The organism is uncultured Pelagibacterium sp. (assembly GCF_963972885.1).
Taxonomy (GTDB): Bacteria; Pseudomonadota; Alphaproteobacteria; order Rhizobiales; family Devosiaceae; genus Pelagibacterium; species Pelagibacterium nitratireducens.
Genome location: NZ_CAXAXY010000004.1, coordinates 25,863 through 50,689, shown reverse-complemented (window position 1 = coordinate 50,689; position 24,827 = coordinate 25,863). Strand labels below are relative to the sequence as shown.

Genomic DNA, 24,827 nt, shown 5'->3' with positions numbered 1-24,827 from the left:
GCATGGACATGGTTGAAAGATACGTCCCCATTCTCAATTGGGGCAGGCGGTATTCGCGGGACAAGTTCGGTCGTGATTTTCTGGCTGCGGTGATCGTTACGATCATGCTGATCCCACAATCGCTTGCTTACGCGCTGCTGGCCGGATTGCCGCCGGAAGTCGGGCTCTATGCCTCCATCCTGCCGCTTGTGGCCTATGGCGTTTTCGGCTCTTCGACATCGCTGGCCGTCGGCCCTGTCGCTGTCGTCTCGCTAATGACGGCGGCGGCCATCGGGCGCATCGCACAGGAAGGAACTGCCGATTATGCCAGTGCAGCCATAGTGCTCGCTCTGCTCTCTGGCGGCATCCTTACCCTTATGGGACTATTCCGTTTGGGCTTTATCGCCAATTTCCTCTCTCATCCGGTGATCTCCGGCTTCATTACCGCGTCGGGCCTGATCATTGCGACAAGCCAGGTCGGGGGTCTGCTTGGCATTTCCAGCACGGGCCATGCCATGCCCGAATTGCTGGCCTCTCTTGCCGGGCATCTTGAACAGTTCAATCCCTATACATTTGCGGTGGGCGCGGCTTCGCTTGCAGCCTTGGTCTGGGTGCGGACGGGCATGAAGGGGACGCTGGTTTCGGTGGGTCTGCCTTCGACAATCGCTACTCTTGCCGTTCGGGCCGCGCCCGTGGTTGTGGTACTGCTGGCCATTGCAGCCTCCGCGGCCTTCGATCTCGGTACAAAAGGGGTGGCTCTGGTCGGCGAGGTGCCGCAGGGCATCCCCTTGTTGTCGCTTCCCGATCTTGATCTCGATATTGTCAGCGCCCTGATCGTTCCTGCCTTTATCATTTCAATTGTCGGTTTCGTGGAGTCGATTTCGGTAGCCCAGACCCTTGCCGCCAAAAAACGCGAGCGCATCGATCCCGATCAGGAACTTGTGGGGCTTGGCGCAGCCAATATCGCATCGGCCTTCGGTTCGGGATTTCCGGTGACCGGCGGCTTTGCGCGCTCGGTGGTCAACCACGACGCCGGGGCGGTAACCCCGGCGGCTGGAATGTTCACCGCGGTCGGAATTGCCCTTGCAACGCTCTTGCTGACCCCGTTTCTGGCACTCTTGCCCAAGGCGACGCTAGCTGCGACGATTGTCGTGGCGGTGCTGGCGCTGGTCGATTTCTCGATCTTGAAAAAATCCTGGAGCTATTCAAAAGCCGATTTTGCAGCCGTTGCGACAACCCTTGCAGGGACACTGATCTTCGGAGTGGAAACCGGTATCTCCCTTGGTGTTGCGGCCTCGGTGCTGGTGTTTTTCTACCGCAGTTCGCGTCCTCATATGGCGATTGTTGGCCGGGTACCGGGAACCGAGCATTTCCGCAATATCAACCGCCATGACGTTCGGACCGATCCGCATATTCTGGCGCTGCGGGTCGATGAGAGCCTCTATTTTGCCAATGCGCGCTATCTCGAAGAGCGGATTGCACGCGAGATTTCCGGCAGACCGGGCATAACGCAGGTCATCTTGATGTGTCCGGCGGTCAATGCAATCGACATGTCGGCGCTTGAAAGCCTCGAAGCGATCAATATTCGCCTCAAAGAACAAGGCATTGGCCTCAACCTTTCCGAGGTCAAGGGGCCAGTGATGGATCGGCTCAAACGCTCCGATTTCCTCGACCATCTCAACGGCAGGGTTTTCCTGAGCCATCACGACGCCGTGGACGCATTGTCGGTCAGTCCCGTCCCCTGAACCGGCGCTGATAGGCTGGATCATATAGTGCGCTGTCGGAAAATCCTTCTGCGGCAAGGGTTTGGCCAACGAAAATGATCGCTGTCCGCTCTATGGGGTCGGTGGCGACCTTGCCGGCAATATCGCCCAGCGTGCCCCGGACAATTCTTTCGGAATCCCAACTCGCCCAGACGACGATGGCAACCGGGCAATCGGCGCCGTAAAGCGGGGTAAGTTCGGCAACGATGTCATCGAGCGCATGGATGGCCAGATGGATGGCGAGGGTGGCGCCGCTGGCGCCGAAATTGGCAAGCGTTTCCCGCTCCGGCATCGCAGAGGCGCGGCCGGAAACCCGGGTCAGAACAAGGCTTTGCGCGAGCGCCGGCTTCGTCAGTTCCTGGCCCAGCGCCGCTGCTGCCGCGGCAAAGGCCGGAACGCCGGGGGTGAGGGTATAGGGGATGGAACGAGCTTTGAGCCGTCGGATCTGTTCGGCGACGGCGCTCCACATGGACAGATCGCCCGAATGCAGGCGTGCGACGTCGAGACCGGCGGCGTGGGCGGCGAGATATTCGGCCTCGATCTCATCGAGCGACAGGGGGGCGGTATCGACAAGACGGGCGTCTTTGGGGCACCAGTCGAGCAGGTCTTTTGGGACAATCGAACCGGCATAAAGGCATACAGGACAACGGCTTAGGATGTCGCGACCGCGCACCGTGATAAGGTCCGCCGCGCCGGGACCGGCGCCTATGAAATGGACGCTCATTTGACCCACACCCATTGGGTGACCGGCATGGCGGGGCGCCAGCCGCTCATGGTGCCCAGCGGTTCGGCGCGGGCGACCTGGATGCGGGCAAGACTGCCGCCCATCTGCTGATGAAGTAGCGCCAAAAGCGCTTCCATTTCTAAGGTTACTGCGTTGGCGACCAAACGGCCACCGGGTTTGAGAGCCGCGATCGCGGCATCGACGACGCCATCGTCGGTTCCGCCGCCCCCGATAAAAATCGCATCGGGTTGTTCAATTTTTTCAAGGACTTGCGGCGCGCGTCCGACTCTGATTGTCAGCCCCGGAACGCCCATGAGGGCCGCATTGTCCGCAATGCGGGCACTGCGTACGGGATCGGCCTCAATGGCGATGGCTGAAAGCGAGGGGTCCGACAGCATCCATTCGATACCGACCGAACCCGAACCCGCCCCTATATCCCACAACATTTCGCCACGACGCGGCGCAAGGGCGGAAAGGGTCAGTGCCCGGATCTCGCGCTTGGTGATCTGCCCGTCATGGCCGAACCAATCATCGGGCAGGCCGGGCGTGAGCGGAACAATACGCGCATTTTCGTCCGCGAGGATATCTATTGCCAGAACATTGAGTGGACTGATGTTTTCGATATCGAATGACTGCGCGAGGGTGGTGCGAACCCTCTCGTGCGGTCCGCCCAGGGCGTCGAGAACCGTTACCGCGCTGCGGCCAAACCCTGCTTCGGTCAAAAGCCCGGAAATCCGGGCAGGTTCGGTCTCGTCGGAGGTCAGGGCGAGGATTTTCCGGCCCGGATGCAGGTGCGGCAGCACCAGCTCAATTGGGCGTCCATGCAGAGATAATGTGGTCACGTCCTGCAGCGGCCAGCCCATGCGGGCGGCGGCGAGGGAGAACGAGGAAGGGCTTGTAACTACAAGCATTTCTGCCGCCGGAATGCGGCGGGCCAGAGTAGCGCCGATGCCGTAATGAAACGGATCGCCACTGGCCAGCACGCAGACGCGTTTGCGGCCGCGCAACCGGGCGACTTCTTCGATCGAGGTTTCGATCGGGCTTTGCCAGCGGCGCTGTTCGGCAAGGTTCATGTTGCGCACGAGGCGCAGATGCCGCTCGCCGCCAAACACCACTTCCGCATTGGCAATCAACGACTTGGTGAGATCGGTGAGACCGTCGAGCCCGTCTTCTCCTATGCCGACGATGGTGAGCCAGCGGTCAGCCATGTTCGGGCACCCAGCGCGGTGTGTAAACGAGATCGGGCTTTTCGGGGCGCTCGATCACCCGTGTGAGGGCATTGCCGATGATGAGGCAAGTGGACATGTCGATGGTCTCGGCCTTAACCTCGGAGAGCGCCTGATGCCCAATGGACCCTCGGTGCACTCCCACGCCACGCCCAATCGACACCACCGTTTCAGAGGGCAGAACTTCGCGCAGGATTTCAAGCGCCTTGCCCAGTTGCCAGGGCCGCGATTTCGAGATGGGGTTGTAAAATGCGATAGCAAAACCGGCGCCGGCGGCGGCGCGGATGCGCTTTTCGATGATCGCCCACGGCTTGAGATTGTCCGAAAGCGAAATGGCACAAAAATCATTGCCCAACGGAGCGCCGATCCGGGCCGCTGTTGCCAGCATGGCGGTGACGCCGGGGACGATGATAAGTTCGATGCCACGCCACTCGGGTGCGCCTGTGTCGATTGCCTCGCAGACCGCGGCGGCCATTGCAAAGACCCCCGGATCGCCGCCTGAAACCATCGCGACCGTGTTTCCCTCCGTGGCCAGCGCAAGCGCTGCGCGGGCGCGGTCGAGTTCCTCGCGGTTGTCCGAGGGCACGGCGACCTGTTCGGGGGTAAGGTTCAACCGTTCGATATAGGGCTTGTAGCCAAAGAAATGGCTCGATGCGGCAATGGCCGCCTGCGCCTCGAGCGTGATCTGCTCGGGACTGCCCGGACCCGTGCCGATGACGTACAGCGTGCCGCTCATGGGCGCGCCTTCCAGCCGGGAACCAGGATCTGGCTGAAATAGGGGGCGGGGCTATCGTCACGGTCCTTAAGCGGCAGGACGACTGCATTGTCCATGGTGCCGCGCTCGACATAGATGGCGCTGTCGAATTTGCCGGCGGCTTTGAGCGCCTCGCGGATTTTGGGCAGATTGCGGCCGACCTTCATGATGACGGCACTATCGGTCGAGCCGAGACGGGTTTGAAGGTCGGTAAGATCGAGCGTTCCGGGCAGCACGGTGAAAATATCGTCGCCCTGCATGAGCGGCACGCCAGCCTGCGACCAGCAACCCGAAAGCGAGGTGACGCCCGCGATAACCTCTGTGGGGTAGGAGGGGGCAAGGCGCACATGGATGTGCATGTAGGAGCCGTAAAAGAACGGATCGCCTTCCGAGAGCACGGCGACTGTCTTGCCCTGATCGAGATGGTGGGCGATGTGCAGCGCCGCATCGTCAAAGAACGCAGCGATCTGACTCTTGTAGCTTTGATCGTGCCGATGCACTTCGGTGGTCACCGGATATTCCAGCGGCAGTTCGGTGGCATTTTCGGGCCAGTGGGGCGCGACGATGGCGCGGGCATTGCCGGGGCGGCCCCGCTTAAGGAAATGGGCCACGACATCGGCATCGAGAATGGCGCGCACGGCCTTGAGGGTCAAAAGCTCGGGATCACCTGGTCCCGTGCCCACCCCGATCAGTCTGCCTGTGGTCTGGCTCATATGCCGGGCCTCGCAAGCGCATTGAGCGCGGCGGCGGTCATGGCGCTTCCGCCAAGACGGCCTTCGACGATGGCGAAAGGAACGCCGTAGGAATTGTCCTTAAGTGCCTGTTTTGACTCTGCTGCGCCCACGAACCCGACCGGCATACCGATGATGGCAGCAGGTTTGGGCGCACCGTCGCGGAGCAGTTCGAGAAGGTGAAACAGCGCGGTCGGCGCGTTGCCGATGGCAACGACCGAGCCTTCGATACGCGGCAGCCAGATGTGGATGGCGGCAGCGGAGCGGGTGTTACCGTGGTCCTGCGCCAGAAACGGCGTCTCGATATTGTTGATCTCGCAAACCACTTCATTGTCCGCCGGCAGGCGAGCGCGGGTGACGCCGCGCGCCACCATTTCGGCATCGGTGAAAATGGGCTTGCCGCGTTCGAGCGCGCCGCGCGCCGCTTCGACAAAACCGGGGGCGAAATGGAAATGGTTGGCGGCCTCTACCATGCCACAGGCGTGAATCATGCGAACGGCGAGTTCGGCCTCGGCGGGCGAGAAGCGCGAAAGGTCGGCTTCGGTGCGGATGGTGGCGAAGGACTGGCGGTAAATCTCCTGTCCGTCGCGGATATAGTCATATTGCGTCATTACTGCCCCAGCCGGCCAAGAACCGAAAGCGTCGTCTCGCCGGGCTGGCGAGTATCGCGGATTCGATCGGCCAAAGAAACGATGCCGGTTTCAATAGCGGCAGGATCGAGCGTTGCAAGTGGTTTGGCGTCGGGTGCGCGGTAAAGCGTCAATTGGCTGCCATCGAGCACAATGCCCGGACGGCCAGCATGGGGACAGCCCTTGGCACAGGTGGAAACGTGAATGTGGAACGATCCGTCGATCAGTTCAGGTGCGGCGGAATAAAATCCCTGCGCCAGTTCGGCAGCCTGAATGACTCCCGCGTCGGTATCTTCGGCGCCCGAGCAGATCGAGAGTTTCACCCCGGTTGCATCGGGCCGGGTCCAGTAGCCCACGCGGGCAAGGGCCGGAGCGAGGGCGCGCAGGGTCGAGGTATCGAACCCGACAAGAACGAGCGAGCGGTCCGGCGCCGTGCGCGCTTCCGCCACGCCCTGTTCGGCCATGATCTGGGCCAGATCGCGAACCTGGCGCGCGCGCACCTGGCCAAAGGGCAGACCGACGCGCAGCGCCGGGGCATGGTCCGAAAGGCTCAGGGGGCCGACCATGTAGCTCGATGGACGGACGCTGGAATGGTCAAGCGGGCGGAGATTTTTGATTTTTGCTGCAAGCGGGAGAGACGCGATATCGCTGGCCCGGGCCCGCGGGCCTTCGGCCTGAAGCGCTTCGAGGATGACCGCAACGGCGGCGGGAATGTCGGTTTCGTCGAGTTCGCCCAGCGTGTCGGTGCCCAATTCGAGCGCCCACCCGTCGGGGCGGGCGATGAGCCGGATATCGGCTTTGAGGCCATCGAGCAGGACCTGTCCGCCGGTGACAAGCACGATGGAAAGCTTTGGCGAAAGCGAGCCGTGGGCGAGCGCATCGTTGCAGACGGCGCGCAGGGCGCGGGCCAGCGGGCGCGGATCGGCCATGGCCTTGGGATCGTCGCCGGCCAGCGGGGATGTTTCGATGGCAGGCGCGGGCTGGGCGGCGATACCGGCATTGGCAAGCGCGTCGCGAAAGGGAGCGGCCGACGATTCGGAAAGCCCGCGCACCTGCAGATTGCCTCGCGCCGTGACCTCGATCAGCCCGTTGCCGTGCGTGTCCGCCGCGTCGGCCAGCGCCGTGAGCTGGTCGGGCGAAAGCCCTGTTTCAGGGCGAAAGCGGGCGAGCAGGCCATCGGCCACCGCCATGGGGTTTTCTAGGGTCGGGCAGGCGCCGCGCGGTGCTGGAGATGCTGTCATGTGCGTCTCATAGCAAGCGCAGGCGGGGCGAGATAGGGGTTGGCGGGACTTTGCGGCGGCCCTGTCAGGTCCGCCGCAGCAAATAGATGTCCATGATCCAGCCGTGCCGGGCGCGGGCGGCATCGCGGGCCGCCGAAATCTGGTCGCGAACGTCAAGAAGCGGGCCTTCGATGAGGAGCTGGTCGCCCATCCCGGCATAGGCGGCCCAATAGATATGAAGGCCGGTTGGGTCGATGCTGGCATAGGTCTTGTTGCCGTCGAGCATAACAACGACCGTATCGGACCCCTCGGGCCAGCCCGCCGCGAGCTTGCGCCCCGTGGTGATGGTCACTGGGTTGCCGATGGTGTTGAGGGGGATGGTAAAAGCCGCGGTCAGCGCGGCAATTGCCGTGATGCCGGGGATGACCTCGATGGTAAAGGCGAGATCGGACTTTGCCTTGACCGATTCCAGGATGCGCAGCGTACTGTCGTAGAGGCCGGGATCGCCCCAGACCAGGAGGGCGCCGATGGCGTCTTCGGGGGCTTTGGCGAACATTTCGATATAGCTTTGGGCGATCAGATCGTGCCAGTCGAGCACCCGTTGGGTGTAGTCGCCGATGGCCTCGTTGCGGGCCGAAATGGGGTATTCGACAAGTTCGTAAGGGCGCGAGATGTAGCGCTCGCAGATGGTTGTGCGGATCGCGGCCAGCGCCGATTTCTCTTCGCCCTTGGTAGGAATAAAGATCACATCTGTCCGATTGAGCGCTGCGATGGCCTGCATGCTCAGATGCTCGGGATTGCCAGTGCCAATGCCGATAACGAAGAGTTTTCTCATGGCGCGCTATAGACCATGAGATTGCCCGCCGGAAAAGACTCTGAAAATTTTCCGGGTGAGGACTTGTGTCCGGAACCTCCAATCGCTAAATGAGCCGTCTTCCGCGTGTCGTCCGGCGCGGATTTTTTTATGGCCTTAAGGCTGATCGCTTTCATCCCCACCCTTGGGGACCAAGGAGGTTCGAACGCAAGAATTGACGCTACAGACACCTTACTATCTGCTCGACAAATCGGTACTTCTCCGAAATCTGGAAAAAATATCGTATTTGCGTCAGGCTTCCGGCGTCAAATGCGTGCTTGCGCTCAAGGCCTTCGCGACATGGTCGGTGTTCGACATCATGAGCGAACATATGGACGGCACGACCTCCTCATCGCTCAATGAAGTCAAGCTCGGCCGTGAAAAATTCGGCGGGGAGACCCACGCCTATTCGGTGGCCTGGGCCGACCACGAGATCGATGAGGCGATCAACAACTGCGACAAGATCATCTTCAATTCGGTCAACCAGCTCGAACGCTATGCCGACAAGGCAAAGGTGCAGGGCAAGAAGATCGGGCTGCGGCTCAATCCGGGCGTGTCCCATTCTCACTTCATCCTCGCCGATCCGGCGCGGCCGTTTTCGCGGCTGGGCGAGTGGGACATGGAGCGGGTCAACCCCGTGCTCGACCGCATTTCGGGCGTGATGTTCCACTTCAACTGTGAGAACGATGAGTACGACAGCCTTGATATGCTGCTCAAGACCATCGAGGACCGTTACGGCGAAATTCTGCATGATCTGGAATGGGTTAGTCTTGGCGGCGGAATCCGTTTCACAAACCCCGATTATCCGATCGACAAGCTCGCCGCGCGGCTGCGGGAAATGAGCGAGCGCTTTGGTGTCCAGCTCTATCTGGAGCCGGGCGAGGCCTCGGTCACCGGATCGACCACGCTCGAAGTATCCGTGCTGGACGTCGTCTATAACGGCAAGCACGTCGCTATCGTTGACTCGTCGACCGAAGCGCATATGCTCGATCTGCTGACCTATAGCGAATACACGAATGTAGCCCCCAATACGGGGCCCTACACATATATTGTCTGCGGCAAAACTTGCCTTGCCGGAGACATTTTTGGAGAGTTCCAGTTCGAGACCGAACTCAAGGCTGGGGACCGCATCTCGTTCCTCGATGCCGGCGGTTACACCATGGTCAAGAAGAACTGGTTCAACGGGGTCCAGATGCCGTCTATCGCGGTACGTCACCTGGACGGGCAAGTGGAACTTGTAAAAGAGTTCACGTTTGAGGACTACGCGCAGAGCCTGTCGTAACCTGGGGTGAGATCCCGATTTCGAACAGCGTGCGTAGCTTGGTTCAACCTCTGAAAAGGTGTTTCGTGAAAATTGAAAAAGAACGTGCTGATTATCGGTGCTGGAGGTGTGGCGCAGGTCGTCGCCCATAAGGCTGCAATGGCAAATGACGTGCTGGGCGACATCCATATCGCGTCGCGCACGCCGGACAAATGCCAGGCCATCGTTTCGAGCGTGCTCGAAAAGAAGTCCCTCAAAAAGCCCGGTGTTATCGAAGCCCATTGTCTCGATGCGCTCGATATCGACGCGACCAAGGCGCTGATCGCCAAGACACGGTCGCAGATCGTCATCAATGTCGGCTCCGCCTTCATCAACATGAGCGTGCTCGAGGCGTGCATCCAAACGGGTGTGGCCTATATCGACACGGCCATCCATGAAGAGCCCGAAAAGATTTGTGAGACGCCGCCCTGGTACGGCAATTACGAATGGAAGCGGCGCGAGCGGTGCGAGAAGGCCGGCGTGACGGCAATTCTGGGCGCCGGGTTCGATCCCGGTGTCGTCAATGCCTATGCGGCGCTGGCGGTGGACGAGTATTTCGACACTGTCGATTCAATCGATATCATCGACATCAACGCCGGGTCGCACGGCAAGTATTTCGCCACCAATTTCGACCCGGAAATCAACTTCCGCGAATTTACCGGCGTGGTCTATTCCTGGCAGGACAGCCAGTGGCAGACCAACAAGATGTTCGAGGTTTCGCGCACCGACGATCTGCCGGTCGTGGGCTCGCACACCTCTTACCTGTCCGGCCATGACGAGATCCATTCGCTTTCACGCAATCTCGACGTTCCCGATATCCGCTTCTGGATGGGGTTCGGCGAGCACTACATCAACGTCTTTACGGTGCTCAATTCACTCGGCCTGCTCTCCGAGCAGCCTGTGACAACGGCCGAAGGGCTCGAAGTGGTGCCGCTCAAGGTGGTCAAGGCCGTGCTGCCCGATCCGTCATCGCTGGCGCCCAATTACGAGGGCAAGACCTGCATCGGAGATCTGGTGAAGGGCAAGAAAGACGGTGAGGACCGCGAGGTCTTCATCTACAACGTCGCCGACCACAAGGAAGCGTTCAACGAGGTGGGCAGCCAGGGCATTTCCTATACGGCCGGCGTTCCGCCGGTGGCCGCTGCGATCCTTGTCGCCAAGGGCACATGGGATTGCCACAAGATGGTCAATGTCGAGGAACTGCCGCCGCAGCCCTTCCTGGGCCTGCTCAACGAGATGGGGCTTCAGACCTCGATCCGCGACGAGAAGGGCGAACGCGATCTCTCTTTCGATGGCTGGACACCGCCTGCGGCGGCCATTGCCGGCAAGGTTGCCAGCAAGCGCTGACATTGCAAGACGCACGATCGGAAAGGGCTCGCTTCAGCGGGCCCTTTTGGTTTGAAGGGACCAAAGTGCTTTTGCCCAGCTTGAGCGAAGGAGCAGGCCGCTTATGACACCCAGCCGAATGATCGGTTGGGCAAGGGGGGTGTCGCCGCTTGTGACTGGTTGGTGGGCAAAATACGCCTATTGTCGGGGCATCGGGTATTGTGGATGCGATAATGGCAGGCAAATGCTGGAAAGGACGTGGCCATGAATGAAATGGTAACCAGCCCGCCGCCCCGCTCGGGCATCGTGCAGTCGATCGATCGTGCCATGTCCATCCTCGAAGTTCTGGGTGAGGACGAGGAAGGTTACCGGCTGACCGATCTTGCCAAGCGCACCGGCCTTTCGGTTTCCACAGTACACCGGCTTTTGACAACGCTCGAACAGCGCCGCTTTGTGCAGTTCGACCGCTCCGATGGCATGTGGCACGTCGGACGCGGTGCGTTCACCGTCGGCTCGGCGTTCGTGCGCCAGCGCAATTTCGTGGCACCAGCCTTGCCGCTTCTGCGTCGCCTGCGCGACCAGACCCGCGAAACGGTCAATCTCGGCATAGTTGATGACGGGGAGGTCGTGGTGCTGACCCAGGTGGAAAGCCGGGAAATTATGCGCGCCATCACCAGGGTCGGGGGCAGGGCGCCCGTGGTCAATTCAGGCATGGGCAAGGCGATCCTCGCCAGCTATCCCGACGCCGACATCGATGCGGCAATTTCACGACACGGTCTGCACAAGGTGACGGAAAAATCGATAACGCGGCCGGTGCAGTTGCACGCCGACATCGCTGCCATCCGCGAGCGCGGCTATGCGCTGGACGATGAGGAGTTCGTGACCGGGCTCCGATGCGCGGCGGCGGTGGTCTATAACGCACAGGCCGAAGCGCTGTGTGCCATTTCGATTTCAGGGCTTGCGGTGCGCGTCAGTGACGAACGTCTGCATGTGCTTGGACGCTTGATCGCCGAGGCGGCCAAGGAGTTGACAATTACTCTGGGCGGGCAGTCACCGGGACGGTGATATACACGCGACCGGATTTGTTTGGGGCAAAGCCTTGGCTGGGTCCGGCAATAAATGCCGAAATGACAGAATGACATTTGGTTTTGACTGACCGTTTTGCCTCGCCTCCGTCTGTGGCCTCGGGATGACCCGTGGAGAGGCGGCTGACGAAAGCGGCTGGCGGACCAGGGCCCGCCAGCGCTGACAGGGATCAGTCTCCCATCACGACGCCTTCGCGGCGCTTGTCGGCGGCGCCGATCAGGCCCTCATCGGTGAGTTTGATGACGTGCAGGCCGGAGTTGAGGTTGGTGATATTGACCTCATGGCCCAGAGCTTCCAGTCCGCCGGCCAGTTCGGCAGAACCCTCGCCCTCTTCGATATTGGTGCCGCCATTGAAATTGGTCACGTGCGGCAGATCGATTGCCTCCTGCGGATCCATGTCCCAATCAAGCAGTGAGACCAGCGAAAGCGCCGTATAGTGGATAATCGCCGCCCCGCCGGGGCTACCGGTCAGGAGCACCGGCACATCGTTTTCAAGAACAATGGTCGGGGCCATCGAAGAGCGCGGGCGCTTGCCAGGTTCGACCCTGTTGGCGATGGGCGCGCCATCGGCCTCAGGTGCGAACGAAAAGTCGGTGAGCTCGTTGTTGAGCAGATAGCCGCGTGTCATCACCCGGCTACCGAAACCGCTCTCGATTGTCGTTGTCGCCGAAATCGCATTGCCATCGGCATCGACGATGACGAAATGTGAAGTCCCGGCGCGCGGGCGCTCGATATCGGACGCCAAAAGGGCTTCGTCCCATCCCGGAGGAACGCCGGCGGATGCTCTGCCCATGGATGTCTCCGCATCGATCAACGCGCTGCGTTCGGCCAGGTAGGCATCATCGAGATAGCCTTCGGGAATATCGACGAAGTCGCTGTCGCCCAGATAGAGCCCGCGATCGGCGAAGGCCAAACGCGAGGCTTCGGCAAACAGGTGACGGAATTCAACGCCATCTTCCATAGCCGGAATGTCGAACGGTTCGAGCATCCCCATGATCTGGCCGACGGTCAGCGCGCCCGAGGACGGCGGGCCCATGCCGCAGACTTCATAGCCACGATAGTCCATGCAGACGGGATCGCGCATGACCACGTCATAGGCCTCGAAATCCTCCATGGTGAGGATGCCGGGATTGATGTTGGTGTTGAGCGCCGCAACGATGTCCTCGGCGATCTCGCCGGTATAAAAGGGGGCCGCGCCTTCGGCGGCGTAGAGCTTGAGCGTGTCGGCGTACGCCTGGTTGGTCAGCGTCGAGCCTTCGGCAATCGGTTCGCCGCCGGGCAGGAAATACTCGGATGCTTCTACGAACGTATCGAGCCCGGTTGCCCCGGCAACCGAATCCGCCATGCGCTGGGTCACGGTGAAGCCGTTTTCGGCGGTATCTATGGCGGGCTGGAGCAATTCGGCCCAATCCATGGTGCCGTGATCGGAATGGAGGGTTTCGAGCAGCATCGGTGTGCCCGGTACTCCGGCCGAGCGCCCACCGATCACAGCGTCCATGAAGGCCATGGGTTCGCCATTCTCGTCGAGCCAGTAATCGCCATCGGCCGCCAGCGGCGCCTTTTCGCGGGCGTCGTAAGTGGTGAGTTCGCCGCTTGCTGCGTCCCAATAGAGCAGGAACGCGCCGCCGCCCAGCCCTGAACTTTGCGGTTCGACCAGTCCGAGCATGGTTTGGACAGCGACCGCTGCATCGGCCGCTGAACCGCCAGCGGCGAGAACATCGTAACCGGCCTGTGTGGCCAACGGATGGGCCGAGGCGATCATGAAATCCTCTGCCATCACGGATTCGTTATCGGCAATGGCTGTCGTATCTTCTGGTTGGGGAGCGTCCTGTGCCCAGACGGGTACTGACGAAAGGAGAGCGGCGGAAAACAGTGCTCCACCGTGACGTAGAAAATGCATGATAATCCTCATCCTTTGTTTCGAGTCGCTCCAACTCCCCCAAGTCGGCACCGCGGCCCTGTTCTGACAGTGTGGCTGCCCGATGGGCAGCCCGTTCAGTGAAGGCCGATATGGGGGAGAGGGCAAGCGTTATTCGTTCGTCATGCGCGCGGCGAATAAGGGGGGTGAAAGCCGATGGCTTGACTTTCCATTTCAACGGGCTGAAGGAACACGGCCCAATTTTGCGTGCACGCTGGAGCGGCGGGCCCGCCAGACTAAGAGATATCCAATGTCACCGACCGATGTGAACGGCGCATCCGCGCCCCAAGCGCCTTTGGGCGAACCCGACAATACAGCCCGCAACAGGCTCGTCATTGGCCTGTTGCTGGTTTCGGCCTTTGTGGTGATCCTCAACGAAACCATCATGAGCGTGGCCATTCCCCATCTCATGGTGGACCTGGAGATCAGCGCCAGCGCGGCGCAATGGTTGACCTCGGCGTTCATGCTGACCATGGCGGTGGTCATTCCTATTACTGGCTATCTGCTGCAAAGGCTGAACACGCGCCCGGTCTTTATCCTGGCCATGTCCGCGTTTAGCGCCGGCACTCTGCTTTCGGGCATGGCGCCGGGCTTTGAGGTGTTGCTGGTGGGGCGCATCATTCAGGCCTGCGGCACGGCGATCATGATGCCGCTGCTCATGACCACTGTCATGAACCTTGTATCGCCCGAATCGCGGGGCCGCACGATGGGCAATATCTCCATCGTCATATCCGTGGCGCCGGCCCTGGGGCCGACCATAGGCGGTTTCATTCTCGAGCACCTCGAGTGGCGCTGGATGTTCTACCTGGTGCTGCCCATTGCGCTTGCCGCCCTGGCCCTCGGTGCTACCCGGATTCAGAACGTGACGACGCCCTCAAGAGCGCCGCTCGACGTGCTGTCGATCATCCTTTCGGCATTGGGATTCGGCGGGCTGGTTTATGGCTTGAGCAGCCTGGGCGGTGACGCCTCCCATGGCGGCGGTGCGACGGTGTTCCCTGTATGGGTGCCGGTCGTCGTCGGTGTCATCGGGCTCGGCCTGTTCATCGCGCGTCAGTTTGCGCTGCAAAAGCGCGAGGCAGCGCTGCTCGACCTGCGGACCTTCGCGACGCCGGTGTTTACAGTCAGCGTCATCATGATGGGCATCTCAATGATGGCCATGTTCGGTTCACTCATCCTGCTGCCCATCTACATGCAAAACGTGCTGGGGCTCGATGCATCCCAGACCGGGCTGACCCTGCTGCCGGGCGGTCTGGTCATGGGTCTGATGGCGCCCTTCGTTGGCCGTCTTTTCGACAGGTTCGGGCCGACAGTGCTGCTCGTACCTGGAGCCACATTGGTGAGCGGGGTGCTTTGGGGCATGACGACGCTGGATCAGTTCACGTCGATCTATTTCATCCTCGGGCTTCACATCACGCTTAGCCTGGGGCTGGCGCTAATGTTTACCCCGCTGTTCACCTCAAGCCTGGGTTCGCTGCCCCGGCATCTCTATTCCCACGGCAGCGCGGTGATCGGCACCATCCAGCAAGTCGCCGGCGCGGCAGGCATCGCATTGTTCGTTTCGCTTATGACCTTGCGTACTGCCGACCTGGTCGCCGATGGCGCCGAGGCTCTCCCGGCCATGGCGCAGGGAATTCAACTGGCGTTCCTGTGCGGCGCAATCATCTCGATGTTTGCGATCGTGGCGGCATTTTTCATTCGCCGCCCGCCGGCACAACCCATGGGCGCCGAGCCGGTGCCCGGGCACTGATCGGAAGAAACCAGGACTTGAAAAAAAGGCGCTGCCCCAGGGTGGCGCCTTTTTTCTGGCCGACTTTGGCCGATTTGACTGGCTACAAGAACGTACCGTTCACAAAATCCCAACTTGAGTTAAATCGCGTAAGGGTTATCAACGGGGCTGGTTTTGTAAAAGCGCGTACATTGGCCACGAGCCAATAGTCTTGGGGGACAGCTGAAACCGTCAGACGAATTTTCAGTTCGCGGAGTTGAAAGGCTTTGCGAAGGAAGGCCTCTTCTATGTCCAAAACGGTTCTTGTTCTCGGTGGCGATGGCTTTTGTGGCTGGCCGACTTCGCTTCATCTTTCGGCTCTTGGATATGAAGTCGTCATCGTCGACAATTTCGTGCGCCGTACTATTGCGAAAGAACTTGATGCACCGAGTCTGACACCGATCGCCAGCATCGATGAACGTTTGAACACTTGGAAAGATGTCAGCGGGCACGATATCGACGTCGTCGAACTCGACATCGCTCAAGACTATCCCGAACTCCGCCGCTTGCTGGCCTCGGTAAGGCCCGATGCAATCGTGCATTTCGCCGAGCAGCGTGCCGCGCCCTATTCGATGCGTGACGCCGCGCACAAGGCCTATACTGTCGACAATAACGTAAACGGCACCCACAATTTGCTGGCCGCGATGGCCGAATTGGGCCTCGACACCCACCTTGTCCATCTCGGGACGATGGGGGTCTATGGTTACGGGGGCGATGGGCTGGAAATTCCCGAAGGCTATCTCGACGTCACGATCGATGGCCCCGATGGCGCCCGCTATCCACGCAAGATCCTCTATCCCACCAAGCCGGGCAGCATTTATCACCTGACCAAGTCCATGGATCAGTTGATGTTTCAGTTCTATGCCGGCAATGACCATTTGCGGATCACCGATCTGCATCAGGGCATCGTCTGGGGCACCCAGACCGAGGAAACCCGCCTCGCTCCCGCACTCATCAACCGCTTCGACTATGACGGCGATTTCGGTACCGTACTCAATCGCTTTCTGATGCAGGCCGCCGCCGGCCATGCGCTGACCGTCCATGGGACGGGCGGGCAGACCCGTGCCTTCATCAACATTCAGGACACCGTACGCTGCATTGCCCTGGCGCTGGCCAATCCGCCCGCTGCCGGCGAGCAGGTCCGTATCATCAATCAGGTCGCCGAAACCCGCCGCGTGCGCGATCTTGCCGAACTGGTTTCCGAACTCACCGGGGCGGACATCGAATATGTCGATAATCCGCGCGGCGAGGCGGCCGAAAACGATCTGGTCGTCTCCAACGCAACGCTGAAAAACCTGGGCCTCGAGCCGATCCTGTTGCGCGATGCGTTGCTGACCGAGACCGTCGATATTGCCCTGCGCTTTATCGAGCGGGCCAATCTCAACACGATTCCGGCAACGGCGCTGTGGTCCGGCCGGGCCGAGCGTGAAATCTCCCAGCTCGAAGCACCGCGAATCGCCCAGCGATGAAAGACTTTCTGCGGCTGCTGTTTATCGCAGTTCTGAGCTTTATGATCGTCGGCCTCGCGGTGGCTTATACGCGCGATAGCGATGTGCTGGCCCGGCTAACCTCGGCCGTCGACACAGCGGCGCTGCCGCAGCTGGAATTATCGGTCGCGGAGCCCGAATCGGCCGAGCAGGAGTCCGCCACTGAAATCTGGATTCCTCGCCCCCGAGCCGATCAATGGATCGGATTGGCCGGCTTTCCCGATTCGACCGAAATCCGCTTTGCTTTGCCCGCCGGCGTCAATTTTACTGCCGGCGCGCTTCGCCTCGCTTTTGATGTGCAATTGGGCATGCAAGGCGACGGGCGCATGACCATCAACGTTGATGGCGTACGCCGGGGCGAAGTGGTGCTCGATCCGGGACAGTCACGTCACGAAGTCGAAATCGCCCTCGAACAGAACGACTTGCTGTCCGATGTCGTGGTCGTGACATTCGAGGGACGCGGTACGACCAGCACGGGACAGATATGTCCGGCGGATGCCGCCAATTCCGGCGCGGCGGTCACCCTGAGCGATGACAGCGGGCTGGCCCTGTTGACCGACGATCCGGTCGATACAAGGGCTGTCAGGATCGCCACGATGTCCGATCCGGCTTGGTTGGCCCTGGGAGCCGAGACCGGCACACAGGCGCTGGCGATCTGGGCGCGGCAGGATTTCGCCCGCAAGGGTATGGAAGTGCGGTTTGCCGCCAATGACACAGTGCCCGACATCGTCATGGCACAAGGCACCCAGCCAGCTCTCGCGCTCGACGCCGAGGGCCATCTAGCGATAGCTGGGGAAGCGGGGATCGAAGGGGTGCTTGCGGCGCGCATGCCGGCAGCGATACGGCCCGTGCCCGACGCATGGCCAGTAACCGTCGACAAGCTCTCGGCCGAAACCCTGCTCAAGAATTTCCGCGGCTCGCGGCGCTGGACAATCCCTTACGCCCTTGCCGATCTGCCCGACGGCCTGATGCCACGGCGCTTTGCCCTTGAGCTCAAGACTTCGACGCTTGCTCCAGGCAATGACTGGGTGGTGCGCGTTTCGCTCAATGGCAATCTGCTCGAGACCGGGCGCTTTAACGGGCAGGGCGATACCATTTCTCTCGATGTGACATTGCCGTCCGGTATCCAGACCCTGTCGAACACCATTCTTGTCGAACTTATCGACACCACCCCCAATGATTCCATTTGCCGGGTCGGCCCCGATGCCCAGGCCCAATTGCTGCCCACCTCGCGCCTGACCCCGCAAGGTGTCCAGCCTACTGGCGGCTGGCCGCAAATGGTGCGTGCGCTGGCCGCAGAACCGGCCATCGGGCTCGGTGTGACGACCCCGCTGACGCGCGGCGAAGCGCGCACTGCCGCTGCGATGCTGGGACGCTTCCTGCCAGCCGGGAGCGACGCTGTGTTTGGCACGGAACGCGATACCGCGACCGCCAGAATCGAAATCACCACAGCCGATGGCCTGAGATCGGCGCTGCGTCTTGCCGGAGAGTTCGGGGCCGGTGCGCACACGATCTGGCTGGCGGTACCCGATGGGGACAGGGACCCAATCCTGATCGCGATTGCCGACCCGCGCGCCGCTGCGCTGATCGAACGTTTGGATGACAACGCAGCGGTCATTCTGATCGACCTCTGACCATGCTGCAGCGCGCTTCACGGGATCACGACTATTGGTCGGTGGACAGCGCGCCGGCAAAACTGACGCGGCCGCTATCGGTCTGGGCGGCGCCGAGCCTGTTGCTGATTTTCACTGCGATGGCCGCGACTTTGCTGGCCGTTGTCAGCGCCGAACCGTTTGCCACGTTTTTCCCCAATGGCGACGTTGTGTTCTCGCCCTATCTGGGTACCCACTCCATTCCCCTACGCATTTTTATCGTTTCGTTCATCGTCGCCTTTTCGGCTGTGGTTGGCGCCAGAGCACCCCAGCGGCTCCGTTTTTTCCTGGAAGTCACGCTCTATTACATCGTTGTTTGCGCTGCATTCGATCTCATCAACATAGCGGCCTATCGACTGACCGGGTTTGTCTATTCGATCCATGTGGTTGAAATTCTCTCTGGGCTGTTCGGCTTTTATATCTTTTCGATCCGCCTGCTCGACCAGGGAACGATGCCCCGCAGAGCTCCTTTCGCGCCCTTCAGTGCGCGCTTCAAGGCGACGTCGTTCGTCATGATCGTGCTGGCCGTGGGGGCGGCGATTGCAGTTTCGCTGTGGATCGACACGCTTGATCTGCCTCTGGTGGGCGATCTTCGCTCCGTCGCGCTGCTGGGAGGGACGGGACCGGGGGTCTTCCTGTTCCTGCCGGTGCTGTTCTTCCTGCTTTACGTACTCGGGACGATCCGCGCCTTGATACGGAGCAGGCCCAAATATTGTCCTCCGGTGACAGTCATCATTCCTGCCCACAACGAAGCCCACATCCTGCCGCACACGCTGGCCGCGCTTGAGAAAGCGGCCGCCCAATATGACGGCGCCGTGCATGTGTTGGTGCTCGATAACTGCTCGACCGACGGGACCGCCCAAATGGCAGCGCGAACCTTTGCGGAGATGCCGCACCTGCACGGGCGGGTGGTGGACGTGCCGGTGCCAGGCAAGTCGAATGCGCTCAATGCGGGTATCGGCCTGACCGCCACCGAAATCGTCATCCGTATCGATGCCGATACCCAGGTTTCCCCTGCTGCGGTTTGGCGCGCGGTGCGCCATTTCTGGCGCGGCGATGTCGGTGTGGTGGGAGGACTGCCGATTGCTCCGGGGACCGGCAAGTTCGATAGGGCCCGTAATCTCGAAACGCTGCTCAAGCACGGCTATTATCAGGTGGCGCATGGAGCGGTTGACGCCATTGTCGGTGTGCCGGGCATGTTTGCCGTTTATCGGACAGAGGCCGTGCGCGACGCCGGGGGTTTTACCGGCGGCATGAACGGGGAGGACACCGACATGTCGTTGCGCATCGGCGAGATGGGCTTTCGCATCGTCGGCGACCCGACCGTGACCTATGTTTCCGAGGTGCCCGCAAGCTGGAAGCATCTGCGCGAGCAGCGCATGCGCTGGTTCCGCTCGGTCTACCACGTCTCTTCGCGCAACCGCGATTACCTGGACGGCTGGATGCCCTCGGTGCGTGGCAAGATCATCGTGCCCTTCATGCTGCTCAATTCAGGCCGCCGGGCCATGACGGTGCCGTTGGTGATCTTTGGCGTGCTCTATTATTTTGCTGGGTTCAACCCCCTCAGCCCGCTGACCATTCAGGCGGTTGTCGCTGTCGTTCTGGGTGCGCCAGCGCTTATGGCGGCTTTTGCGGCTCTGGCCAATGGCCGGATCGGCGCACTGATCGGGTTGCCCGAATATGTGGTGTTCAGGCTGGTAAGATCCTATCTGACGCTCGAATCCGTACTCTCGATCGCCTTCAGCCAGACGGCTTCACATGAGGGTGCGCTCCTGCTCCCGCCTCCATCTGCAACACAAGATAAAATGCAACCGACTTCTTAAAGCGCCCGTTGGTTCACCAGGGGTCATGATGTTTCCGCTTCATCCCGTTGGATAAAGCCGGAGAACCGGTGCCATGCGCTACCCCCTTTGGGCATTTCTTTTCGTCTTTCTGCTGCCGCCCTTCACGCTGCACGCAGCGCTTGCCGGCAATGCAGGATCAGATCCCTGCCTTGCGCCTGTCGAGCGGTTCGAGACGGCGTTCTTTCCCGAAATCGACCCCGTTCCCCTCCTGCGGCACGCGTTCTAGAGCGTGTCCAGCAAAAGTGGAAACGGTTTTGCGGTTCGGACACGCGCCAAAACAAGGGGTTAGAGCCGAGGATTTGATTCAATCAAATCCTGAACCGCTCGAGGTCTCCGACCGAATGAACAGGCGGCAGGTGTCGGGCGACCAACCCAGATAGAAACAAAGGCCTTACTGCGTGGCGCTGGGGCTTTGGGCCTCTTGCTGGCGGCGCGCGGCGATCACGACTTCCACGCGATTGCGGGCCTTTAGCTTTTGCATGAGGCTGGACATGTAGTGCTTGATCGTCTTCTCACTCAGATTGAGGTGACGAGCGATTTCCTTGTTGGTCTGCGCTTCGAAAAGATGGGCGACGATCTGCTTTTCGCGAAGGTTTAGCCGAACGGCGTCGTTGATCTCACGCCGCTTGCTGCGTTCGCGCAGGCCGGTGAGCACGCTGGATGCGAACTGTCGGCTGATATACAAATCGTTGGAGACCGCGGACCGAAGCGCTTCTGTGAGCTCGGCCATGGGGCCGCCCTTGAGCACAAAACCGATAGCGCCCATGTCCATCGCCTTGACTGCCGACTCCGTGCTGGAGAAAGCCGTATAGATGATGACCTTGGTTTGCGGGTGCCCGCTTGCTATCGACTTGATGGTTCCGAAAACATCCCCCGGCATCGACAGATCCAGGAAGATGACGTCCGGCGCCTGCAGTTTCACGATTTCGAGCGCGTCGTCTGCTGTGACGGCGGTCGCGATCACCTCATATTCGGCATAGTCTTCAAACACGGAAACAAGTCCGCGCAACATTGCCGGGTGATCATCCGCAAATGCCAGCTTTAGACGATGTGTCATCACCGCTCCCCCTTGGTTTTTTCTGCCCCTCCTCATATAGAAAACTATATTTGACCGTAAACAAACAGTAAATAAGCAACCGGAGACCTGTTCCTTGAAAGTTGATTAATTATCGAAAATTAATCTGGACCTTGGACTAGGCCTTTTTGACAAAAATCAAAACTTGATTGTCTTACTCTTCCCGGAAGGCGCGTGTGACCTGATCGGTGAACGGCTTGAGGAAGTAAGCAAGCGCTGTCTGTCGCTCGGTTTCGACGAAAACTTCTACCGGCATGCCGGGTACGAGCTGGCCTGCACCGAGCGCCACTTCGGGGTCCTGGGCATGGACCTGGGCGACGTAAAAGCTTTCGCCGGTCTGGGTGTCCTGCTGGGCGGCGGCGGATATCCTGGTGACCGTGCCTTCGACTTCGGGCGTTGTGCGGTGATTGAAGGCACTGAAGCGCAGTGTCGCCGGCTGATCGACATGGATCTGGTCGATGTCGTTGAGCGCCACGCGGAACTCGATGGTAAGATCGGCATCCTCGGGCACTATCGTCGCAATGCGCTCGGCGGGGGAGATAACGCCGCCGATGGTTGCGATGTTGAGTTCGTTGACCACGCCTGTTGCGGTTGCAAGAATTTCCGTGCGCGCAAACTGGGCTTCGGCGGCTCCCAGGCGCTCCTCGACTTCGGCGATCTGGGCCTCTACGGCGCGCAATTCGCGCTGGGCTTCGGTCTGACGCGTGCCATCGAGATCGAGAATCTGAAGTTCGACATCGGCGATCCGCACACGCGCCCGGGCAATGGACGTATTGAGGTCACCTGTTTGTCCCTGAAGCCTGACCACGTCCCGTTCGGCGGCGGAGACCCGCGCCGTTTCGACAAGGTTGTTTTCGGCCAGTCGACGGAATCGGTCGAGTTCGGCGCGGGCAAGTTCGAGTTCCGAACGGGTGGCGGTGACCTGGAATTCGAGGCCTTCGATCTCCTGGTTGAGCTGATCGATCTGGAGAGCCAGTTGCTCACGCTGAGACTGGTGGCGCGCCAGATTGCCCGTAAAGACCTGTTGCTCGCCTTCAAAGATTTGGGCGACGGCGGGAAAGGCGGTCAGCAATTCTTCAGAAAGCGTCATGTCGGGCGTACTGTTGGCCTCCGCAAAAAGGCGCGCGCGGCGTACCTCGAGTTCCGACAACTGTCCTTGAAGGATTGTGCGCTCGGCGCGGATCTGCGCGTCATCGAGGCGGACAAGCACCTGCCCCTCGGTGACGAAGTCACCCTCGCGGACGGCAATGGATTTGACTACGCCCCCATCGGGATGCTGGACGAGCTTGATGTCCTGATCGACGAGAACGGTGCCGACCCCGATGACAGCGCTCGAGAGCGGGGCGGTAGCCGCCCAGCCACCGACCCCGCCAATGAGAAGAACGCCGAAGATGGTAGCGAACACCACCCGACCCCTGAACGAGTAGCGCTTGTCGTCAGCGCCGCTTCTGGCGCGCCGATGATTGAGGTTGGCGATTTCGATGGCACTCATGATCTGGCTCCTGGGTACGCGTTACTCATGCCGAAAGGGTGTCGTTGGCGTAGTTGAGATGAAGACCGAAAATGTTGAGGGTGAAGTCCATGACCGCATCTCCATTGATGTCGGCTGCCACGACCGTCACGTCGGTTCCATCGACCTGGTCGTGGGTGACGAGCAGCGGGAACTCCGAGCGCAACCAGTTGTCGTCATCATCGCCATAGACCGTGCGGAACATGTCACGCTCTGTGGCGCGGACGTCCCGGCTGATGTCGTAATCACGCACCCGCACCCGATCGCCGACAACGAAATCCAAAATGTCATGAACCAGATCGTCGCTCATGATGGGGCTGTCGTCGGTAACCTCGAAAACGAACGTATCCCGACCGCGACCACCGGATAGCACATGCGCCGATCCGGTGATCACGAACAGATCGTCGCCGGCTCCTCCGGTAATTTCCTCAAAGCCGTTGAACTCATCGTCGCCGATGGAATCGCCACTCGCCTGGCCCGTTCCTGTGTGAATAAGCAGGTCTTCGGCGCTTTCGGAATAATCGAGGACATCATAGCCCTCACCACCGGCATTGGTGTCGTCTCCGGCCCCTCCGATAACGACATCGTCGCCTTGGCCGGCCTCGACAACGTCATCGCCCGCGCCTGCGCGCAGGACATCGTTTCCGATGCCGCCTTCGAGGCGGTCATTGCCGGTGCCCGCATCGAGCACGTCATCACCGTCATTTCCGTGCAAACGATCGTTGCCGGCCCCTCCGACGAGGACGTCGTGGCCCGTGCCGCCGGAAAGAAAATCGTGCCCGGCGCCGCCTTCGAGAATATCGTCGCCCTCGCCGCCATCGAGATAATCGTCGCCGTCTTCGCCATAGAGGGTGTCGTCGCCCTGATCGCCGAAAAGACGGTCGGCGCCATGGCCGCCGTAAAGGATGTCGTCGCCCTCGCCGCCGAACATCATATCGTTGCCCGTTCCGCCATATAGAACGTCATCGCCCGCGCCGGCCATGATGTGATCATGGCCGGAGCCCCCGACCACGAGATCATTGCCGCCCATGGCGTCGATGATGTCGTCACCGGCCAGGGCGTCGATGTCATCGTCGAAAGGGGATCCGACAAAAAGATCATTGCCCGGCGTAAGGGTCTGGGTCTTGCGCACGATATCGAAACGGGCCGTTTGCCAGACCACGGCTTCACCATCCGTGATGGAATAGGTCAGCGTCACCGGGCCAAGCATGCCAGGCTCAGTCGTCACGCGCCAACCACCCTCGACGGCCTCGAGCGAGAGGGCATCTGCACTGACATCTCCGACGGCGAGCTGATCTCCGTCGGGATCGGTTGCCCCCCAAAGCAGGTGGTAGAGACTGAACAGGACAGCCTGACCGGCAAAGACATCGTTGAGCCGCACGGGGCCGTCGAGCCTCGGGGCGCGATTGGGCTTTGTGGCCTCGGGCGGGTCGGTGTTCTCGTCGCCGGGCTCGTTCCGATCGCGTCCGGGACCGGCGGCGGTTGGAAATGGGACCACATTACCGGGCGATGGCGTCTGCCGGTTATCGTTGGACGACACGATGCCGTAGGCTGACGGAAATGCTGAAAGTCCGGCAATCTCGAATGAAAAATGAGTGAACTGGAACGGGGTGGTTATGTCTGCGAGCAGGACGTTGGGCGACCAGTCGATCGTGTGACTGGAGTCGTCCTTGCCGAAATCAGCGACCCGCCCGGCCCGCGAGGATCCATCCCGATCCGAGTGGTCACGCTCGTTGGTGTGTTCCCGCATTCTGTGCTCATCGGGCTCCGGTTCGGGTTTGTTTTTTGCCCCAGAGGGTTCCGCTGCGCTCCTTGTCACCGCGGTGTCGAAAAAGCTGCGGACATAGAGTGCCATCATGATGATGACGGCCCCGGCATGAACCGGGAGCATTGTCAGGCGCCGCTTTGGATTGAAGAAATCGAATTTTTCCGAAGGCGGCTGGGCCTGTGTTTCCGATCGTGTTCCCTTGACCTCGATTGTCATG

20 protein-coding genes are annotated in these 24,827 nt (G+C 60.7%); 9 read left to right on the top strand and 11 right to left on the bottom strand.

Translation table 11 applies throughout. The features are described 5' to 3' along the window. The first annotated feature begins 2 nt into the window (after window positions 1-2). A complete protein-coding gene (gene sulP, locus AACZ55_RS01505; RefSeq protein ID WP_339642270.1) occupies window positions 3-1,724 on the top strand; it encodes a sulfate permease in 1,722 nt (573 codons plus the stop codon). Here sulP and cobM read toward each other — a convergent pair. The 7 genes from cobM to cobF all read right to left on the bottom strand — a co-directional run bounded on the left by cobM (window position 1,708) and on the right by cobF (window position 7,861). Further along, window positions 1,708-2,466, bottom strand: a complete 759-nt coding sequence (gene cobM, locus AACZ55_RS01500) for a precorrin-4 C(11)-methyltransferase (protein ID WP_339642267.1) — start codon at window positions 2,464-2,466, stop codon at window positions 1,708-1,710. The genes sulP and cobM overlap by 17 nt on opposite strands. Further along, on the bottom strand, window positions 2,463-3,674 hold the full coding sequence (cbiE, locus tag AACZ55_RS01495; RefSeq protein WP_339642264.1) for a precorrin-6y C5,15-methyltransferase (decarboxylating) subunit CbiE: 1,212 nt from the start codon (window positions 3,672-3,674) through the stop codon (window positions 2,463-2,465). Before cbiE ends, cobM begins: the two co-directional genes overlap by 4 nt. After that, the gene (cobJ, locus tag AACZ55_RS01490; protein ID WP_339642261.1) at window positions 3,667-4,428 is read right to left on the bottom strand and encodes a precorrin-3B C(17)-methyltransferase; all 762 of its coding nucleotides are present in this window, start codon (window positions 4,426-4,428) and stop codon (window positions 3,667-3,669) included. Before cobJ ends, cbiE begins: the two co-directional genes overlap by 8 nt. Next, the gene (locus tag AACZ55_RS01485; RefSeq protein WP_339642258.1) at window positions 4,425-5,159 is read right to left on the bottom strand and encodes a precorrin-2 C(20)-methyltransferase; all 735 of its coding nucleotides are present in this window, start codon (window positions 5,157-5,159) and stop codon (window positions 4,425-4,427) included. The genes cobJ and AACZ55_RS01485 overlap by 4 nt, the downstream gene beginning before the upstream one ends. Then, window positions 5,156-5,788, bottom strand: a complete 633-nt coding sequence (locus AACZ55_RS01480; protein ID WP_339642255.1) for a precorrin-8X methylmutase — start codon at window positions 5,786-5,788, stop codon at window positions 5,156-5,158. The genes AACZ55_RS01485 and AACZ55_RS01480 overlap by 4 nt, the downstream gene beginning before the upstream one ends. Next, window positions 5,788-7,047, bottom strand: a complete 1,260-nt coding sequence (locus tag AACZ55_RS01475) for a hypothetical protein (protein ID WP_339642253.1) — start codon at window positions 7,045-7,047, stop codon at window positions 5,788-5,790. Before AACZ55_RS01475 ends, AACZ55_RS01480 begins: the two co-directional genes overlap by 1 nt. 64 nt (window positions 7,048-7,111) lie before the next feature. Beyond that, on the bottom strand, window positions 7,112-7,861 hold the full coding sequence (gene cobF / locus AACZ55_RS01470; RefSeq protein WP_339642250.1) for a precorrin-6A synthase (deacetylating): 750 nt from the start codon (window positions 7,859-7,861) through the stop codon (window positions 7,112-7,114). A gap of 193 nt (window positions 7,862-8,054) precedes the next feature. On the opposite strand from cobF, the gene AACZ55_RS01465 reads away from it, so the two are divergent. The 3 genes from AACZ55_RS01465 to AACZ55_RS01455 all read left to right on the top strand — a co-directional run bounded on the left by AACZ55_RS01465 (window position 8,055) and on the right by AACZ55_RS01455 (window position 11,570). After that, a complete protein-coding gene (locus AACZ55_RS01465; RefSeq protein ID WP_339642247.1) occupies window positions 8,055-9,161 on the top strand; it encodes a carboxynorspermidine decarboxylase in 1,107 nt (368 codons plus the stop codon). A gap of 72 nt (window positions 9,162-9,233) precedes the next feature. Then, window positions 9,234-10,526 carry a saccharopine dehydrogenase family protein gene (locus AACZ55_RS01460; RefSeq protein WP_339642244.1) on the top strand — a complete coding sequence of 431 codons (1,293 nt, stop codon included), beginning with the start codon at window positions 9,234-9,236 and terminating at the stop codon, window positions 10,524-10,526. 243 nt (window positions 10,527-10,769) lie between these two features. Next, window positions 10,770-11,570, top strand: coding sequence for an IclR family transcriptional regulator (locus AACZ55_RS01455; protein ID WP_338607218.1), 801 nt, complete (start codon window positions 10,770-10,772; stop codon window positions 11,568-11,570). 190 nt (window positions 11,571-11,760) lie between these two features. Here AACZ55_RS01455 and ggt read toward each other — a convergent pair whose 3' ends face one another. Continuing rightward, on the bottom strand, window positions 11,761-13,491 hold the full coding sequence (ggt, locus tag AACZ55_RS01450; RefSeq protein ID WP_338607217.1) for a gamma-glutamyltransferase: 1,731 nt from the start codon (window positions 13,489-13,491) through the stop codon (window positions 11,761-11,763). A 268-nt stretch (window positions 13,492-13,759) separates the two neighbouring features. On the opposite strand from ggt, the gene AACZ55_RS01445 reads away from it, so the two are divergent. The 5 genes from AACZ55_RS01445 (at window position 13,760) to AACZ55_RS01425 (ending at window position 20,483) form a co-directional block, all read left to right on the top strand. Next, complete coding sequence (locus tag AACZ55_RS01445; RefSeq protein ID WP_339642239.1) at window positions 13,760-15,256, top strand: MDR family MFS transporter; 1,497 nt, start codon at window positions 13,760-13,762, stop codon at window positions 15,254-15,256. Window positions 15,257-15,522: 266 nt separating this feature from the next. After that, on the top strand, window positions 15,523-16,743 hold the full coding sequence (locus tag AACZ55_RS01440) for an NAD-dependent epimerase/dehydratase family protein (RefSeq protein ID WP_339642236.1): 1,221 nt from the start codon (window positions 15,523-15,525) through the stop codon (window positions 16,741-16,743). Then, the gene (locus AACZ55_RS01435; protein WP_339642233.1) at window positions 16,740-18,395 is read left to right on the top strand and encodes a hypothetical protein; all 1,656 of its coding nucleotides are present in this window, start codon (window positions 16,740-16,742) and stop codon (window positions 18,393-18,395) included. Before AACZ55_RS01440 ends, AACZ55_RS01435 begins: the two co-directional genes overlap by 4 nt. A gap of 2 nt (window positions 18,396-18,397) precedes the next feature. Further along, window positions 18,398-20,236 (top strand): glycosyltransferase family 2 protein, encoded by a 1,839-nt coding sequence (locus AACZ55_RS01430; protein ID WP_339642230.1) that lies wholly within the window; start codon window positions 18,398-18,400, stop codon window positions 20,234-20,236. 73 nt (window positions 20,237-20,309) lie between these two features. Continuing rightward, entirely contained in the window at window positions 20,310-20,483 is a 174-nt protein-coding gene (locus AACZ55_RS01425) for a hypothetical protein (RefSeq protein WP_338607212.1), read from the top strand. Between the two features lie 165 nt (window positions 20,484-20,648). Here AACZ55_RS01425 and AACZ55_RS01420 read toward each other — a convergent pair whose 3' ends face one another. The 3 genes from AACZ55_RS01420 to AACZ55_RS01410 form a co-directional block, all read right to left on the bottom strand. Beyond that, window positions 20,649-21,350, bottom strand: coding sequence for a response regulator transcription factor (locus AACZ55_RS01420; RefSeq protein ID WP_339642228.1), 702 nt, complete (start codon window positions 21,348-21,350; stop codon window positions 20,649-20,651). 136 nt (window positions 21,351-21,486) lie between these two features. Continuing rightward, window positions 21,487-22,824 carry an HlyD family type I secretion periplasmic adaptor subunit gene (locus AACZ55_RS01415; RefSeq protein WP_338607211.1) on the bottom strand — a complete coding sequence of 446 codons (1,338 nt, stop codon included), beginning with the start codon at window positions 22,822-22,824 and terminating at the stop codon, window positions 21,487-21,489. Window positions 22,825-22,849: 25 nt separating this feature from the next. Further along, window positions 22,850-24,826: a cadherin-like domain-containing protein gene (locus AACZ55_RS01410; protein ID WP_339642225.1), complete on the bottom strand. Its 1,977-nt coding sequence runs from the start codon at window positions 24,824-24,826 to the stop codon at window positions 22,850-22,852. Window position 24,827 lies beyond the last annotated feature (1 nt).

Coding starts and splice junctions, on each gene's coding strand:
- sulP (WP_339642270.1), top strand. CDS start 3: ATGGACATGGTTGAAAGATACGTCCCCATTCTCAATTGGGGCAGGCGG.
- cobM (WP_339642267.1), bottom strand. CDS start 2,466: ATGAGCGTCCATTTCATAGGCGCCGGTCCCGGCGCGGCGGACCTTATC.
- cbiE (WP_339642264.1), bottom strand. CDS start 3,674: ATGGCTGACCGCTGGCTCACCATCGTCGGCATAGGAGAAGACGGGCTC.
- cobJ (WP_339642261.1), bottom strand. CDS start 4,428: ATGAGCGGCACGCTGTACGTCATCGGCACGGGTCCGGGCAGTCCCGAG.
- AACZ55_RS01485 (WP_339642258.1), bottom strand. CDS start 5,159: ATGAGCCAGACCACAGGCAGACTGATCGGGGTGGGCACGGGACCAGGT.
- AACZ55_RS01480 (WP_339642255.1), bottom strand. CDS start 5,788: ATGACGCAATATGACTATATCCGCGACGGACAGGAGATTTACCGCCAG.
- AACZ55_RS01475 (WP_339642253.1), bottom strand. CDS start 7,047: ATGACAGCATCTCCAGCACCGCGCGGCGCCTGCCCGACCCTAGAAAAC.
- cobF (WP_339642250.1), bottom strand. CDS start 7,861: ATGAGAAAACTCTTCGTTATCGGCATTGGCACTGGCAATCCCGAGCAT.
- AACZ55_RS01455 (WP_338607218.1), top strand. CDS start 10,770: ATGAATGAAATGGTAACCAGCCCGCCGCCCCGCTCGGGCATCGTGCAG.
- ggt (WP_338607217.1), bottom strand. CDS start 13,491: ATGCATTTTCTACGTCACGGTGGAGCACTGTTTTCCGCCGCTCTCCTT.
- AACZ55_RS01445 (WP_339642239.1), top strand. CDS start 13,760: ATGTCACCGACCGATGTGAACGGCGCATCCGCGCCCCAAGCGCCTTTG.
- AACZ55_RS01440 (WP_339642236.1), top strand. CDS start 15,523: ATGTCCAAAACGGTTCTTGTTCTCGGTGGCGATGGCTTTTGTGGCTGG.
- AACZ55_RS01435 (WP_339642233.1), top strand. CDS start 16,740: ATGAAAGACTTTCTGCGGCTGCTGTTTATCGCAGTTCTGAGCTTTATG.
- AACZ55_RS01430 (WP_339642230.1), top strand. CDS start 18,398: ATGCTGCAGCGCGCTTCACGGGATCACGACTATTGGTCGGTGGACAGC.
- AACZ55_RS01425 (WP_338607212.1), top strand. CDS start 20,310: ATGCGCTACCCCCTTTGGGCATTTCTTTTCGTCTTTCTGCTGCCGCCC.
- AACZ55_RS01420 (WP_339642228.1), bottom strand. CDS start 21,350: ATGAGGAGGGGCAGAAAAAACCAAGGGGGAGCGGTGATGACACATCGT.
- AACZ55_RS01415 (WP_338607211.1), bottom strand. CDS start 22,824: ATGAGTGCCATCGAAATCGCCAACCTCAATCATCGGCGCGCCAGAAGC.
- AACZ55_RS01410 (WP_339642225.1), bottom strand. CDS start 24,826: ATGACAATCGAGGTCAAGGGAACACGATCGGAAACACAGGCCCAGCCG.